Source organism: Sphingobacterium sp. UBA7038, assembly GCF_002494055.1.
GTDB lineage: Bacteria > Bacteroidota > Bacteroidia > Sphingobacteriales > Sphingobacteriaceae > Sphingobacterium > Sphingobacterium multivorum.
The window spans coordinates 184,199-198,309 of sequence record NZ_DLAV01000008.1; the positions used below are offsets into that span (position 1 = coordinate 184,199).

Consider the following 14,111-nt stretch of genomic DNA (forward strand, 5'->3'; position numbering starts at 1 on the left):
TCATGGGAAAAATTACAGGTTTTAAAGAATTTGAGCGCGTGCTTCCAACAAAAGAAGCTGTTGAAGGTCGCGTACAGCACTATAAAGAATTCAATAAAGGGTATTCTGAGAACGAGCTCAATAAGCAGGCCGCGCGCTGCATGGACTGCGGTATTCCATTTTGTCATTCAGGCTGTCCACTGGGCAATGTCATCCCTGAATTTAACGATGCCGTATACGATGGAAAATGGGAAGAGGCCTATCAGATTTTGTCCTCCACCAATAACTTCCCTGAATTTACAGGTAGAATATGTCCGGCACCATGCGAATCAGCCTGTGTACTTGGTATACATAGTACTCCGATCACTATCGAGGAGATCGAAAAACATATTATCGAGATTGCTTTTAAAAAGGGTTATGTCAAAGCACATAAAAGTTATTTAAAAACAGGCAAACGCGTCGCCGTCGTGGGCTCCGGTCCAGCCGGACTAGCGGCTGCTGCTCAGCTCAATAAAGCAGGACACGATGTTGTTGTTTTCGAACGTGATGATCAGGTTGGAGGATTACTCCGCTACGGTATTCCGGATTTTAAATTAGAAAAATCGGTGATCGATCGCCGTGTCAATCTCCTGAAAGAATCGGGAATAGAATTCAAGGTGAATACAGAAGTTGGCAAAGACATCAGCTTTTATGAATTAAAAGCTTATGATGCTGTTATATTGGCAACAGGCTCTACCGTTCCATGGCACATGCAATTACCAGGGCATGAAGCTAAAGGCATACATTTTGCTATGGACTTTCTGACCCAGCAAAATAAAGAAGTAAGTGGAATTGCTATCGAACAAGACCGCATCCTGGCAACAGACAAGCATGTTGTTGTCATCGGTGATGGTGATACCGGATCAGACTGTATTGGTACATCCAATCGTCATCGTGCAAAAAGTATCACACAGATTGCCCGCAAACCTACACCTTCTAAACAACGTCTAAAGAACAATCCTTGGCCAATGGACAAGCTCACATTCGAAACCTCCTCTTCTCAGGAAGAAGGCTGTGAAAGACTTTGGGCTACAGAAACGCAAGAATTTGTTAAAGATGAAGATGGCCATATCAAAGCTATAAAAATCAAAGAGGTTCAATACGAAGTTGATGAATTTGGAAAAAGAACCCGCTTAGGAGAATCCGAGATCCGTGAAATACCAGCAGACCTCGTCTTATTGGCTATTGGTTATCAACACACTGAACATACGCTCCTAGAACAATTGGGTGTACGTGTCGATGAAAAAGGAAATATCCTTGCAAATGATAAAGACTACCAAACGACAATTGATAATATCTTCACTGCTGGAGATTGCCGTAAAGGCCAGTCGCTTGTTGTTTGGGCCATCTCTGAAGGACGCGAATGTGCTCGAAAAGTAGACGAATACTTAATGGGGTATTCAGAGCTTGAAAGCAAGGACTTCCTGGCAACAATAAATGCTTAAAAGAAGGAAGTTCTCAATAGAGAGATCATACCAGTGATATGCTAAGCTACGTTTAGACTTCGTAACAAGGATAAAAGCTTGGACAGCACAAAACATAAAAAGGTCCGTTGAGAATTCAACGGACCTTTTTATAATTAATAGTTAGCCACTATTTCAATGGATCCTTAAGTTTAACAAAATAAATACTGTTTTTGTCTACGGTCTTTATATAAGGTAATATTTTCGTCGCATAAAAACCTTTTCCCGTTACCCCAAAATCATCATCATTACATACCGCGATCAGAGATGGATTAATGACAGCCAGGCCCTCAGCTTTATCATGCGGATACAATTCCTTGATATCCGTCATTAAATCGGCGACCAATGTCTTATTGACTGGTTTAATATTATATTTTGCCAATGTAGCCGCGTCTTTGAGTTCCTCCACAGTTTTACCATCAAATAATTTCCCCGTTGCCGTATTATTCGCATCTGAGATATCTGTTGCGCCAGAAAGATCTATTTTATAAATCTTCTTAAATACAGTAGAACGAGTTGTTTCTGTCGCGTATTCCCCGTCACGTTCCAATACAATAAATGTTGAATTGCTCACGGCAGCGATTTCACTTACTGCCTGCAAATCGGTACGCTCCATCATATAGACATATTGTTTCGTGACGCCGCTCGCAATATCCAGCGTAACAATACGGATTGCCAATGAATTTTTAATCGCATCTTTAGATGGATTATAAAGTGGAAATTGCATAATTCCGACCAGTGTTTTACCATCTGGTGTAAGCGTCAATCCTTCCATTCCACGATTAGGACGACGTTTGGCAAATACCAAAGGCAACTTTTTACCCGTAGACCACGGATTGATCCGCTCTATTTCCTTTCCCGAAGCGTCAAAATGAACGATATGTGGTCCGTATTCGTCACTGACCCACCAAGAACCATCCGCCGCTCTCGCTAGTCCCTCTGAATCGATTCCATCCTCACTTTTCCCTAGATCATTACCATCAACCCCCAATGCTTTTTCCCCAGAACCACCTTTCCCTTCTGGATTTGGTAGACCATTCAATTTCACACCATCTTTATTTTTCAATTCGATAACAGATTCCAATGTTAGCGTATTGTCTTTTAATCTGAATTTACCGATCTGCGGTGTAAATGTTGGCGAAGCAAATACTTTACTATCATTTTCCGTCCCATCAATATTTGGTCCCCTATCCGTTAAAAGATAAAATATAGATTTATCAGTAGGATCTTGAGCCATCGATGATCCATAACCCCCATTATACACTTTTACCCCATTAACATCAATCAATACTTTGGGATCTGTTGCTATGGCCTTTTCGGGATAGGTCAGTTCAATCGGATCAGTAATCTGCGATACGTCATCTTTACTACATGAAGCACATAATAGGGCCAACGCCAATACACTGTATATTTTTTTCATCTGTCTAAATTTTTCAAATAATGCTTACTGTTATCCATATTTCGGACACGTTCAACTAGTTAAATTTCATTCTTATCGTCTTGCTTAGGCTATAACACAGCAGGTTTTGTCTACACAATCCATGCGCAGTGGGCAACCCAACGATATTGCAAACATAAAAGCCAAATATTAGCCAATGATTAACATAAGTTTAAATAAACTGCATCAACCGTAAAAAACACGGTATAAAAATTAATTATCCTCGATTATGGAATTTTGAATTTCCCGGCATCACTACAAGAATAAATAGCTAATTGTGCAGCGAATTAACAGTATATTCTCTGCCCTCACTACTAAAAATAGAAAGATGAAAAAGATCATAGTTGCCCTTTGCATAATTTTGGTATTTTCCAATGTGGATACGAAATCTCAGATCAGAACTACACGCGAAATACCAAGCTTAAAAATTAAAGATGGCGATGGCCAGCAAAACAAGGTGATATTGGCAGACCTAAAAATAGCTGTCGTCATATTCGGAAATATAGCCAAAACGACGATGACAATGGTCTTTGATAACAAGACCAACCGCGATCTCGAGGGCGAACTGACATTCCCTATGCCTGAAGGTGTCTCCGTGAGCGGCTACGCCTTAGATATCAACGGCAAATTACGACAAGCAGTTCCAGTCGATAAGAATAAAGGAACCGAAGTATTTGAAAGTATAGAAACACGCCGCATTGATCCGGGTTTATTGGAAAAAGTCGAAGGAAATAATTTCCGAACTCGAATTTACCCTTTACCAGCGAATGGGAAGCGTACCGTTCAGATTAGCTATTCAGAAAATCTGACCACAACATCGGATCAGGCTCGGTACTACCATCTACCCTTAAACTATAGTTCCCCCATTGAAAACTTCGCATTGGATATTCATGTCTTTCAAAATACCGATAAGCCAGATTTCACCGAGAAACCAGACGGTTCTTTGGCTTTCTCACAGCATAACAGCAATTACACAGCTTCTTTACATAAACAACAGTTTAAATCCCAGCGAAATTTAGTTCTTCAACTGCCGACAGGCAACAAGGAAGCATCTGGCCTATTTCAGGAAAATGGGGATAAAAGCTTCTACTTTCTTGCCAATGTAACGGCAAACGCGACAAAATCTACTCAAAAAAAATGGGGGCACAGTATTGGAATTATATGGGACCGCTCGCTCAGCAGTAAAAATAGAGATATAGAAAAGGAACTCGCCCTATTAGATCTCTTTTTTAAAGAAAACCCCAATATGACTGTCGATCTCGGCTTATTGGATATCCGCTTTGTAAAAGGTCATACGTTTCAGGTACGACAAGGTAATTGGAATGATCTCAAAAACTACATCAAAGGAATTGACTACGATGGCGGCACAGACTATAGTCAAATAAAAACCGGTGTAATACAGGCCAACAATTACCTGCTGTTTAGCGATGGCCTTTCTACATTTGGTCAAAGTAAAATCAACCTTGACAATCCAGTTTATTGCATTACTTCGTCCAATGGATCGGACTACGGTGTCCTAAAACAAATTTCCCAGAAACATCTTGGAAAGATGATCAATTTAGCCAATACCTCAACAACTGAAGCGTACCATAAGCTAAATACGATAGACCTTATTTACCTGGGGATAAAAGAAAAAAATGATTTTGAGGAAGTTTATCCTCAAAAAGGCACGCCAGTACAAGCCAATTTTTCTCTCGCAGGCGTAGGGAAAAGCCCGGGATTAAAGCAGATCACCGTACTTGTAGGAGATGGGCAACAAGCACCGCAAGAGATTAGTATAGCGCTACAGCCTGACCATGGTGAAATTGACCTACAGCAGATCTGGGCACAAAAGAAAATTGAAGCGTTGGATCTTCAATACGAAGACAATCGTGAAGAAATTGAAACACTTGGCAAACAGTTCGGTATTGTTACCCGAAATACCAGCCTGATTGTACTGGAAACCACAGAAGATTACGTACGTTATGCAATAACTCCGCCCGCCGAATTGCTTTCCGAATTCAATCGGCTCATCAAAGAAGAACATATAGAAAAGGAAGAACGTGTAGCAGACTTGTTGGATCAGGCTCAAGACATTACCAAACAGCTTCAGTCCTGGTGGAATACCGATTTTCAGCAAAAAAAGAAATACCCAACGCGTAAAAAATTGATTTCCATCCCTGAACTTGCTGTTGCCGAAGAAATGGCTACCGGAGTTGCTCCTGTTACACCTATACCGTCGCGTCCTTCAGCTAGCCCTGCCGCGACATCACGAGCCGAAGAACTCAGGTCATCAGCTCCCGCTAGTGAAAAAAGAGTGTCAGCCGAAGGCAATTCAAATACCGCCAAAGCTGTTACCAGTGAATTGGCGATGGCGGCATCTGATGATGTTCTTCAGGATTTCGCTGTTGTTCAATCCTTAGAAGAACGCGTAGCTGGCATACAAACGACAAGCAGCATCAACAGCATACATGGAAAAATAAGCATCCCTGAAATTAAAGAAGACCAAGCCTATTTACAGGACCTTAATCAATCCAAAGATCCTTACAAAAGCTATCTCCAACTTCGGAATCAGTATATGGGAACGCCAACTTTCTATTTTGATGTCGCAAACTTCTTTTTCAAAAGAGGAGATCACAACAAAGCCTTACTCATCTTAAGCGCACTTGCAGACTTACAAATTGAAAATGCAGATCTCTACAAAACCATTTCCTATAAGTTACGGGAATGGGGAGATTACGACAATGCACTGTTCATTACTGCTAAGGTATTAAAATGGCGTCCCATGGATCCACAAAGCCACCGCGATTATGCCCTCGTTTTACAAGACAAAGGTATGTTCAAGGAGGCACTAGAACAATTATATGGGATTTTGACCCAGAGCTACTCCCCAGAAGCTGCCGATCGCGATGATGGTATTGAAGAAACATTGGTCATGGAAATCAATAATCTCATTAAAGCAAACAAAGCTGCAAGCTCCAAAGTTGCCGTGAACAAAAAATTGATTGCTGACCTACCCGTCGACATTCGTGTTGTCATTAATTGGAATTCACGAAACACCGATATCGACCTTTGGGTAACTGATCCAAATCAAGAAAAATGCTTCTATAGTAATCCTGCCACAGCCATTGGGGGCCGACTCAGCAATGACTTTACTGGTGGCTATGGCCCTGAACAATTTCTATTAAAAAAAGCTTTAAAAGGAAAATACAAAATTGAAGTTGACTTCTATAACGATGATTCCCTTACTTTAGCAGGACCAGCAGCGGTCATGGCCGAAATTTATACCTACTATAGCAGTGGCAAGCAAGAACGAAAAATCGTTACGATCTATCTTGACCGCAATAAAGAGCGCAATATTGGGATTGGCGAATTTTCATTCCAGTAGTTGAGCAGAGACAGAAGGTGTTCAAAAAAACAAATCAAACCCTTTGAAAATTAGCTCTATGAAATGATGCTTTAGGGGAAAGGTATATAACCACATGAAATCGGGGCTATCCAAAAAGATTGGATAGCCCCGATTTCAATTAATGCAATTTACGAATAACAAGATCTTTTTGTCTATTCTCTAATTTCGTTTTGACATAAGGGTAAGTGAATACTGCTCCCAAAACGATACAAGCGCCAAGATAAAACCCACCGCTCATGGTCTCCTTTTGTCCAAATATCAACATCGCCAACAGAATACCATAAACAGGTTCCAGATTTGTTGTCAGCGCAACAGTAAAAGCAGATAATTCCTTCATGACAGCAACCCCCATAACATAGGCCACCGCCGTACAAACCACACCTAACAACAGCAGATAAATTAAATCTTGCTGTCCCAATTTCATTTCAGCATTGAAATCTCCTGTAAACAACATCAATATGCTGATCCAGAAGCATGCCCCCATCATCTCATAGAACGTAATCAAGGTCGGGCTCGATTTTTTAACCATTCGCGCATTGGCGATAGAAAATATACTCGCGCAAAACGCACAGCCAAGCCCCGCCAATAGACCAACAAGGTAATGTGTTTCAAAAGAAAAGATTGTATAAATACCGATGATAATGACCAAACCAACAACAATATCCAACAGCGCAATACGCTTTTTATTCACAATAGGCTCCAATATTGCCGTAAATAAAGTCACCGAGGATAGCGTGACCAATGTCACCGATACGGTAGATACTTTGATCGAATAAAAAAATAATACCCAATGCAGTCCAACAACGGCCCCCACCATAAAAAATTGGAGAAATTGTTTCCGCGAAACTACAATCGATTGTTTAGTTACCAAGAAATAGATCAACAGCGCGATAGACGCTATTGCAACACGATACCACACTAAATGAAGGGCAGATACGGAAATCAAGCTACCCAAAATTCCGGTAAATCCCCAAATAAGTATTGTTAAATGCAGAATTAGAATATTCCGATTTAATTGAATTTTAGTCATATTCTCTAGAATACATTTGTATAGAAATGATGAGCAATACCTATTATTTCCCTTTATAAGGCAGGCTCACTGAAGTTATTGAAAACTAACAAAAAATTACTTTGGCGCTTTTATCGCCAGGTATAGTGCTACCAAAAAGAAGGTAACATTCGGAATTAATACGGCTATCAACGGTGGCAGTCCCCCTTTCAAAGAAAACATAGTCGCAAACTGTATAAATACGATATACGTAAAACTTAGCGCGATACCAATACCAAGACTCAATCCTATCCCCCCACGCACTTTCTTGGAGGACAGTGCCACACCCATCAAGGTCAATACAAAAGCTGAAAATGGATATACGTAACGCTTGTATTTCTCCAGTAATAAATCGTTCATGACTCCGGTTCCCCTGATCTCCTCCTTATGGATACGAATATTTAATTCGCGTGTATCCATAGCGGTAAACATATTATCACGTACCTCAAAATCAGAAGGTTTCATATCCAAGGTTGTGTCTTTAACAGCTCCTTTGTCCATGCGTTCATGTAGTCCATTGATAATACGATTGGTATACCCTTCGATCTTCCATTTTGTCGCCACCGAGTCCCACGTAATACGATCAGCCATCATTTTCTCCTTAAGGGTATCCCCTTTGAAAATTTCAAGTACAAATCCGTAGCCTGTTTTGGTAGAATTATCAAAGTTGTCTATATAAACATAGCTGTTTTTGTCCAGTTGCATATGGGTAGAAACCCTCGAGTTATCCTTAGGTGGCTTTACATAGATATTTTCAAAATCAACCTTCATCTTATTGGTCTTCGGAATAATAAAGATGTTAAATACCAAAGAAATGGCAAAGATTAGGGTTGCAGCGATCATGTAGGGACGAAGCAAACGGTTAAAGCTATATCCGGCACTGAGAATCGGGACAATTTCGGTTTGGTCTGCCATCTTTGAGGTAAAGAAAATAACCGCAATAAAGTTGATCAGCGGACAAAGAAAATTTAGGTAAAAGGGAATAAACCCTGCATAATACTCAAAAATAATCTTATCGAGAGGAGCATGATATTTTAAAAAATCATCCAATCGTTCGGACACGTCAAAAACCACCATGACAACAGTAAATATTGCCATAGTGAATAAAAAAGTACTTAGATACTTTTTGATGATGTAACGATCGATTAACGACAGCATTTTTTTAACTTGAGCTATTTAGTTTTACAAACGTTGATCCAATATTTTCACCATTTTGTTTTTCCAATCGTAGAAAGTTCCATCAATGATTCGTTCCCTAGCCTGATTCACCAACCAAAGGTAAAAATGTAAATTATGTAAAGAAGCAATTTGTGCTCCAAGAATTTCCTGCGATTTAATCAAATGTCTTAGATAAGCTTTCGAATAAAATTGATCTGCCTGCAGATCACTCTCCGCTTCTATTGGTGAAAAATCATCTTTCCACTTTTCATTTTTGATATTGATAATACCATTTTGCGTGAAAAGCATACCATTTCTAGCATTACGGGTTGGCATAACGCAATCGAACATATCCACCCCTAAAGCAATATTTTCAAGGATATTTACCGGTGTACCTACCCCCATGAGATAACGTGGCTTGTCATGTGGTAAGATATCACAGACAACTTCGGTCATCGCATACATTTCTTCCGCCGGTTCGCCTACCGACAATCCACCAATCGCATTTCCTTCGCGGTTAAACGAAGCGATAGTCTCCGCAGATTTTATCCTTAAATCTTTGTAAACAGATCCTTGAACGATTGGAAACAAAGTCTGGTCATATCCATAAAGCGGATCTGTACTATCAAAACGATCCACACAGCGTTTCAGCCAACGATGGGTCATATCCAAAGAACGACGTGCATACCCATAATCACATGGATAAGGCGTACACTCGTCAAATGCCATAATGATATCCGCACCGATAATACGTTGTGTATCCATGACATTCTCTGGTGTAAATAGATGTTTTGATCCATCAATATGGGAACGAAAGGTAACCCCTTCTTCTTTGATTTTACGTACTTCGGTCAACGAATACACCTGATAACCACCGGAATCCGTTAAAATAGGTCGATCCCAACCATTAAATTTATGCAGCCCGCCCGCCTTATTCAACACATTCAATCCGGGACGTAAATAGAGGTGGTACGTATTACCCAGAATAATCTGCGCTTCAATATCGTTCTTCAATTCATGTTGATGAATTGCTTTCACTGTACCTGCCGTACCAACAGGCATAAAAATAGGTGTTTGAATGGGACCGTGTGCAGTTTCGACAACACCTGCACGTGCTTTTGACAATTTATCTTGTGCTTGTAGCGTAAATTTCATTAATATTTTTCCTCTGAGACTATTTCTATTTTAAAGGATGATTTGCCATGGACATGGCGATATCGGCATTTGGTGTAAAAAATTAAAAACTCATTTTCAGTCAGTTGTAACTTAAAAAGTCGTTATAGCTTTTCTAATTTTCACCCAAGCTCGGATTCATCCCTAGAATACGTTGCAAAAATACTATAAAAAGATTTGCAAACAGGATGTTTCAAAAATAAATTATCATTTTTCCCCTATAAAAAAGTTGCGGAAAGCACTTATCTTTGTGAGCTATGCTTGACCTTCACGTATTTTTGGCCAATCTTCCATATATTGCTTTCGGAGTATTGGGTCTTTTCCTCTTGATACAATTGTACTACATCTTATTTGTATATAGCAAATTGAGTGGTTATCAAATTGAAACTGTACAAGAAGGAACTGAATTCCCACCGCTGTCCGTTATTATTTGTGCACACAATGAACAGGATAATATTCGGGAATTCCTCCCGAGTGTACTGAATCAAGACTATCCCAATTTTGAAGTCATTGTGGTCAATGACTTTTCGACTGACAATACGCCCTGGATATTGCATGAGTTCGAAGCAAAATACCCCCATTTAAAGATTGTGGATATCAAAGAGCATATTCGCTTGAAACATGGTAAAAAGTTTGCCGTTAGTATGGGTATCAAAGCGTCAAAGCACCAGACACTGGTGTTTACTGACGCAGATTGTGCACCACAATCCGATCAATGGCTCAAAGAAATTGCAGCAGCCTTCAGACCAGAAACAGAAATTGTACTTGGCTATTCTCCTTATTTTAAGCAAAAAAGCTTGCTAAATCTATTGATTCGATTTGAAACCAGCCATACGGCCATGAGTTACTTTGCCTATGCACTAAAGGGAGATGCCTATATGGGAGTAGGACGCAATATGGCTTACAAAAAAGACCTTTTCTTTCGTAACAAAGGTTTTGCAGCCCATATGCATATTAAGTCTGGCGATGATGATCTTTTTGTCAACCAAAATGCAAATCCGACCAACGTTAACATTGCACTGGCAGCCGAATCCATTGTCTATTCGGAACCCAAAGCGACCTGGAGGAGCTATTACAAGCAAAAAGCAAGACACTCAGGAGCCTCTACCATTTACAAAAAGCGACATCAGCGCATGCTCGGCACGCAGCTGGTATCAGCCGTCCTTTTTTATGTCGCCCTTATCGCAACAGCAATTGCCTTTCCAATGTACTGGTATGTTCCTGTTACAGCCTACCTCCTAAGGCTGATTGCACAATGGATAATATTTGCCAACATCTATAAAAAACTAGAAGTAAAGGAACTCATTTGGTGGCTACCTTTGGCAGACTTCATCTACTATTTCTATATTTGCATCAATGGCATGTTCAGCAGAAAAAAGAAAAAAATAAGCTGGAAATAATTCACTTTTAAAACATTAAGCTTTGAATCCAACAGTTGATATCATCTATAAGTATTTTCCAAAATTAACGGATATTCAAAAAGAACAGTTTGCAAAACTTGCCGACCTCTATACATTTTGGAATAGCCAAATCAATGTCATTTCACGTAAGGACATAGATAGCCTCTACCTGCACCATGTGTTACACTCGCTAGGTATCGCTAAATTTGTTCAAGAGCTCACGCCAGGAACACAAATTTTGGACGTGGGAACCGGCGGGGGCTTTCCAGGTATCCCAATGGCCATTATGTTTCCTGAAGTCAAATTCCATTTGGTCGATTCTATCGGCAAAAAAATAAAAGTCGTACGCGAAGTTGCTGCAGGACTGGGTCTCCAAAATGTTGAAGCAGATCATATCCGCGCAGAACAACTCGACGACAAGTACGATTTTGTGATATCACGAGCTGTGACAAGACTTGGAGAATTTACGCCTTGGATACAGAATAAATTCGCAAAAAAAGATAAAAACGGTATTCCTAATGGAATTCTTTACTTGAAAGGCGGAGATCTCACCGAAGAGATCAAAGAATCTAAGCTCAAAGCAGAATTACACCCGCTTTCCGGTTACTTTAAAGAAGATTTCTTTGATACAAAATACCTGGTATACGTACCTATGTAGTTAAAGTTTGGCATTACCCATAGGAAATTGAAGTCGCCTATGGATAATGTCTACAGAATCCAGGTAGTTCGTTAAACACAGATGGATATAAGCAATCTTCTCATACCGATCATTCTCACGAAGCCACTTTAAGGAAGGCTCATAGTATATTCTAAATTTGCGCAGAGAATCTCCCGACAACTTACTGTATTCCTGAGTCAGCGGATACCATTCCTCGCGAATCAGATCCTGTTGGTATTCTTTTTCAAACTGACGTTGAAGCTTCCGCGAATTTCGTCCCTTTCGACTGAATTTATTGTAAAGCTTGTTCAGATTGACCGCAATTCCTCCCTGGTGAGGCAAGGTCACCATATTTTTCGTATCACCCCAGAAAAAGATCGACTTATACTCCTCCTTTTTTTCTTCCCATTTATCCGTTGCTGATTTACGCTTGATCGAAACAGTGTCCAAACGTAAAGTATCTTTTTGACTGCCTTTTTTCGCAATGGTATCCTGATGATAAAATTCCGTTGGATAGGCAAAAAGCCCCTGCCTATTAAATGAGAAATAGACACAGAAAAACAATAAAGATAGAAATCCGATACGTACCATATTTATAATTGACAAACTAAAATAACCAACTATAAATAAAATTAAAAAGCATTTAACTATCTTTAACTTAGAGAACTAAAGACCTAATTCTTTTTTAATTTCTAGGCCAATTAAATTGATTTCTTCATCCATACCGAACATAGGAAGCTCCGTTTCTGGATTAAGTTTCAACCAGTTTGTATCATTGTCTTTAATAATCTTTACGTATTCCACACCATCCTTAAAAATAACATACGTATCTTCTTCCTCAGGGAAAACAGAATAAACTATATCCCCCAATTCAATATCAAAAGGTTCTTTCATTTCCATAGTTAAAATATCATTAATCGCTCAAAGGTACCAATTCCTCATCTTCTTTCCATAATCGACCAATATTTCATTCCTTGATATCTCAAATAAGCTTAGGAAAAGCGCATTCATGCCATGGCGATCCGCGGATTTTCGAGCAGACACGCGATCGCCTCCGACTAAGAACTTTGTCATTGCTTTAAAAACATAATATGCCTAAGCAATTCTAACAAAAAGTATGACAGCTACTTATATTTTTCCTATATTTAAATAAACCCAATTATGAAACTAATTTATCCCATAGCTTTGACGAAAATCAAGGGCATTGGCCCTAGGACAGCGCGTAACATCATTGACCAAGGTCACGAGTTGGCAGACTTATTTGCTTACTCAAAAAAAGATTTGATGCAAATTCTTGGGATACGGGAATCGATCGCAGAAGCCATACACAATAAAAGCTATATGTCTGCCTGTGAAAAAGAACTTGCTTTTATCGAAAAACATCAGATACAAGCGTTATGGCTGGGGGACCAAAATTATCCAAATAGGCTACGACAATGTGAAGACGCTCCGCTTGTTGTCTATTATAAAGGGAATCAGCCACTCAACAGCACAAAAATTATAAGTATCGTCGGCACTAGACATGCAACCTACTATGGCCAGAAAATATGCGAAGATCTGCTAGAGGCTATGAATGGTTCCAAAGACACCTTAATCGTAAGCGGTCTTGCTTATGGTATTGATGCTTTAGCACATCGCAACGCACTAAAAAATAATATTCCCACCGTTGCTGTATTAGGGCATGGTCTCGATCGCATTTACCCGGCATCCCATCGTGAACTTGCCACAAAAATGCTAGATCAAGGAGGTTTATTGACAGAATTTACATCCAACACATTACCTGAACGCAGTAACTTCCCTATGCGCAATCGCATCATAGCCGGTATGGCGGATGTCACCATTGTTGTAGAAGCTGCAATTAAAGGAGGTGCTTTGATTACCGCCGAAATAGCCAACAGCTACAATCGCGATGTATGTGCCTTTCCAGGCGCCGTTTACGAAAAAAGTTCTGAAGGCACCAATTACCTCATCAAAACCAACCGCGCGCATATGATTAGAGGTCTTCAGGATCTGGAATACCTCATGAATTGGGAAATCAGTACAAAAGCTGTTGGTCAACAGCTTAGCCTTCCTTTGACATTGACAAAAGATCAACAACTCCTTTTTACGCTCATTCAGCAAAAGGGACAATTAGAAATAGACCATATGATTGACCTCACAAAATGGCCACAAAGTAAATTGGCCTTAATCCTATTGGAACTTGAAATGCAGTCACTCATTCACAGCCTACCCGGAAAACGCTATAAAATAGTCGGACAGACCGAAATTCAAAAGAATTAGCTCTTTTTCGATCATGCAACAGCGCCGAAATGCCGTTTGGAGCGCAATTAAAATGTACATTTATATCCAACCAAAAACCAAAAATTA

General features: G+C 39.8%; 11 protein-coding genes. 5 read left to right on the forward strand and 6 right to left on the reverse strand.

Going from position 1 to position 14,111, the window contains the following annotated elements; genetic code table 11:
- Positions 1-2 precede the first annotated feature (2 nt).
- Positions 3-1,463, forward strand: a complete 1,461-nt coding sequence (locus B3H30_RS03815; RefSeq protein ID WP_286776836.1) for a glutamate synthase subunit beta — start codon at positions 3-5, stop codon at positions 1,461-1,463.
- Between the two features lie 148 nt (positions 1,464-1,611).
- Here the strand turns inward: B3H30_RS03815 and B3H30_RS03820 are convergent, their stop codons facing one another.
- On the reverse strand, positions 1,612-2,901 hold the full coding sequence (locus tag B3H30_RS03820; RefSeq protein ID WP_286776835.1) for an esterase-like activity of phytase family protein: 1,290 nt from the start codon (positions 2,899-2,901) through the stop codon (positions 1,612-1,614).
- 346 nt (positions 2,902-3,247) lie between these two features.
- Between B3H30_RS03820 and B3H30_RS03825 the strand changes: the two genes are divergently transcribed.
- Positions 3,248-6,286, forward strand: a complete 3,039-nt coding sequence (locus B3H30_RS03825) for a VIT domain-containing protein (RefSeq protein WP_070560677.1) — start codon at positions 3,248-3,250, stop codon at positions 6,284-6,286.
- A 139-nt stretch (positions 6,287-6,425) separates the two neighbouring features.
- Here the strand turns inward: B3H30_RS03825 and B3H30_RS03830 are convergent, their stop codons facing one another.
- The 3 genes from B3H30_RS03830 to tgt form a co-directional block, all read right to left on the reverse strand.
- Positions 6,426-7,337, reverse strand: coding sequence for a DMT family transporter (locus B3H30_RS03830; RefSeq protein ID WP_070560678.1), 912 nt, complete (start codon positions 7,335-7,337; stop codon positions 6,426-6,428).
- A gap of 96 nt (positions 7,338-7,433) precedes the next feature.
- Positions 7,434-8,510 carry an LptF/LptG family permease gene (locus B3H30_RS03835; RefSeq protein WP_046674188.1) on the reverse strand — a complete coding sequence of 359 codons (1,077 nt, stop codon included), beginning with the start codon at positions 8,508-8,510 and terminating at the stop codon, positions 7,434-7,436.
- A gap of 27 nt (positions 8,511-8,537) precedes the next feature.
- Positions 8,538-9,668, reverse strand: coding sequence for a tRNA guanosine(34) transglycosylase Tgt (gene tgt / locus B3H30_RS03840; RefSeq protein WP_070560679.1), 1,131 nt, complete (start codon positions 9,666-9,668; stop codon positions 8,538-8,540).
- Between the two features lie 275 nt (positions 9,669-9,943).
- Here tgt and B3H30_RS03845 point away from each other — a divergent pair, with 275 nt between their 5' ends.
- Both B3H30_RS03845 and rsmG read left to right on the forward strand, forming a co-directional pair.
- Positions 9,944-11,086: a glycosyltransferase gene (locus tag B3H30_RS03845; RefSeq protein ID WP_070560681.1), complete on the forward strand. Its 1,143-nt coding sequence runs from the start codon at positions 9,944-9,946 to the stop codon at positions 11,084-11,086.
- Positions 11,087-11,108: 22 nt separating this feature from the next.
- Complete coding sequence (gene rsmG / locus B3H30_RS03850; protein WP_070560683.1) at positions 11,109-11,744, forward strand: 16S rRNA (guanine(527)-N(7))-methyltransferase RsmG; 636 nt, start codon at positions 11,109-11,111, stop codon at positions 11,742-11,744.
- Here the strand turns inward: rsmG and B3H30_RS03855 are convergent, their stop codons facing one another.
- Both B3H30_RS03855 and B3H30_RS03860 read right to left on the reverse strand, forming a co-directional pair.
- A complete protein-coding gene (locus tag B3H30_RS03855) occupies positions 11,745-12,335 on the reverse strand; it encodes a hypothetical protein (protein ID WP_115047236.1) in 591 nt (196 codons plus the stop codon). It lies immediately after the preceding gene.
- 75 nt (positions 12,336-12,410) lie between these two features.
- Entirely contained in the window at positions 12,411-12,644 is a 234-nt protein-coding gene (locus tag B3H30_RS03860; RefSeq protein WP_070560687.1) for a hypothetical protein, read from the reverse strand.
- A 261-nt stretch (positions 12,645-12,905) separates the two neighbouring features.
- On the opposite strand from B3H30_RS03860, the gene dprA reads away from it, so the two are divergent.
- On the forward strand, positions 12,906-14,024 hold the full coding sequence (gene dprA, locus B3H30_RS03865) for a DNA-processing protein DprA (protein WP_070560690.1): 1,119 nt from the start codon (positions 12,906-12,908) through the stop codon (positions 14,022-14,024).
- The last annotated feature ends 87 nt before the right edge of the window (positions 14,025-14,111 follow it).

Coding starts and splice junctions, on each gene's coding strand:
- dprA (WP_070560690.1), top strand. CDS start 12,906: ATGAAACTAATTTATCCCATAGCTTTGACGAAAATCAAGGGCATTGGC.
- B3H30_RS03845 (WP_070560681.1), top strand. CDS start 9,944: ATGCTTGACCTTCACGTATTTTTGGCCAATCTTCCATATATTGCTTTC.
- B3H30_RS03825 (WP_070560677.1), top strand. CDS start 3,248: ATGAAAAAGATCATAGTTGCCCTTTGCATAATTTTGGTATTTTCCAAT.
- B3H30_RS03855 (WP_115047236.1), bottom strand. CDS start 12,335: ATGGTACGTATCGGATTTCTATCTTTATTGTTTTTCTGTGTCTATTTC.
- B3H30_RS03820 (WP_286776835.1), bottom strand. CDS start 2,901: ATGAAAAAAATATACAGTGTATTGGCGTTGGCCCTATTATGTGCTTCA.
- B3H30_RS03815 (WP_286776836.1), top strand. CDS start 3: ATGGGAAAAATTACAGGTTTTAAAGAATTTGAGCGCGTGCTTCCAACA.
- B3H30_RS03860 (WP_070560687.1), bottom strand. CDS start 12,644: ATGGAAATGAAAGAACCTTTTGATATTGAATTGGGGGATATAGTTTAT.
- B3H30_RS03830 (WP_070560678.1), bottom strand. CDS start 7,337: ATGACTAAAATTCAATTAAATCGGAATATTCTAATTCTGCATTTAACA.
- tgt (WP_070560679.1), bottom strand. CDS start 9,668: ATGAAATTTACGCTACAAGCACAAGATAAATTGTCAAAAGCACGTGCA.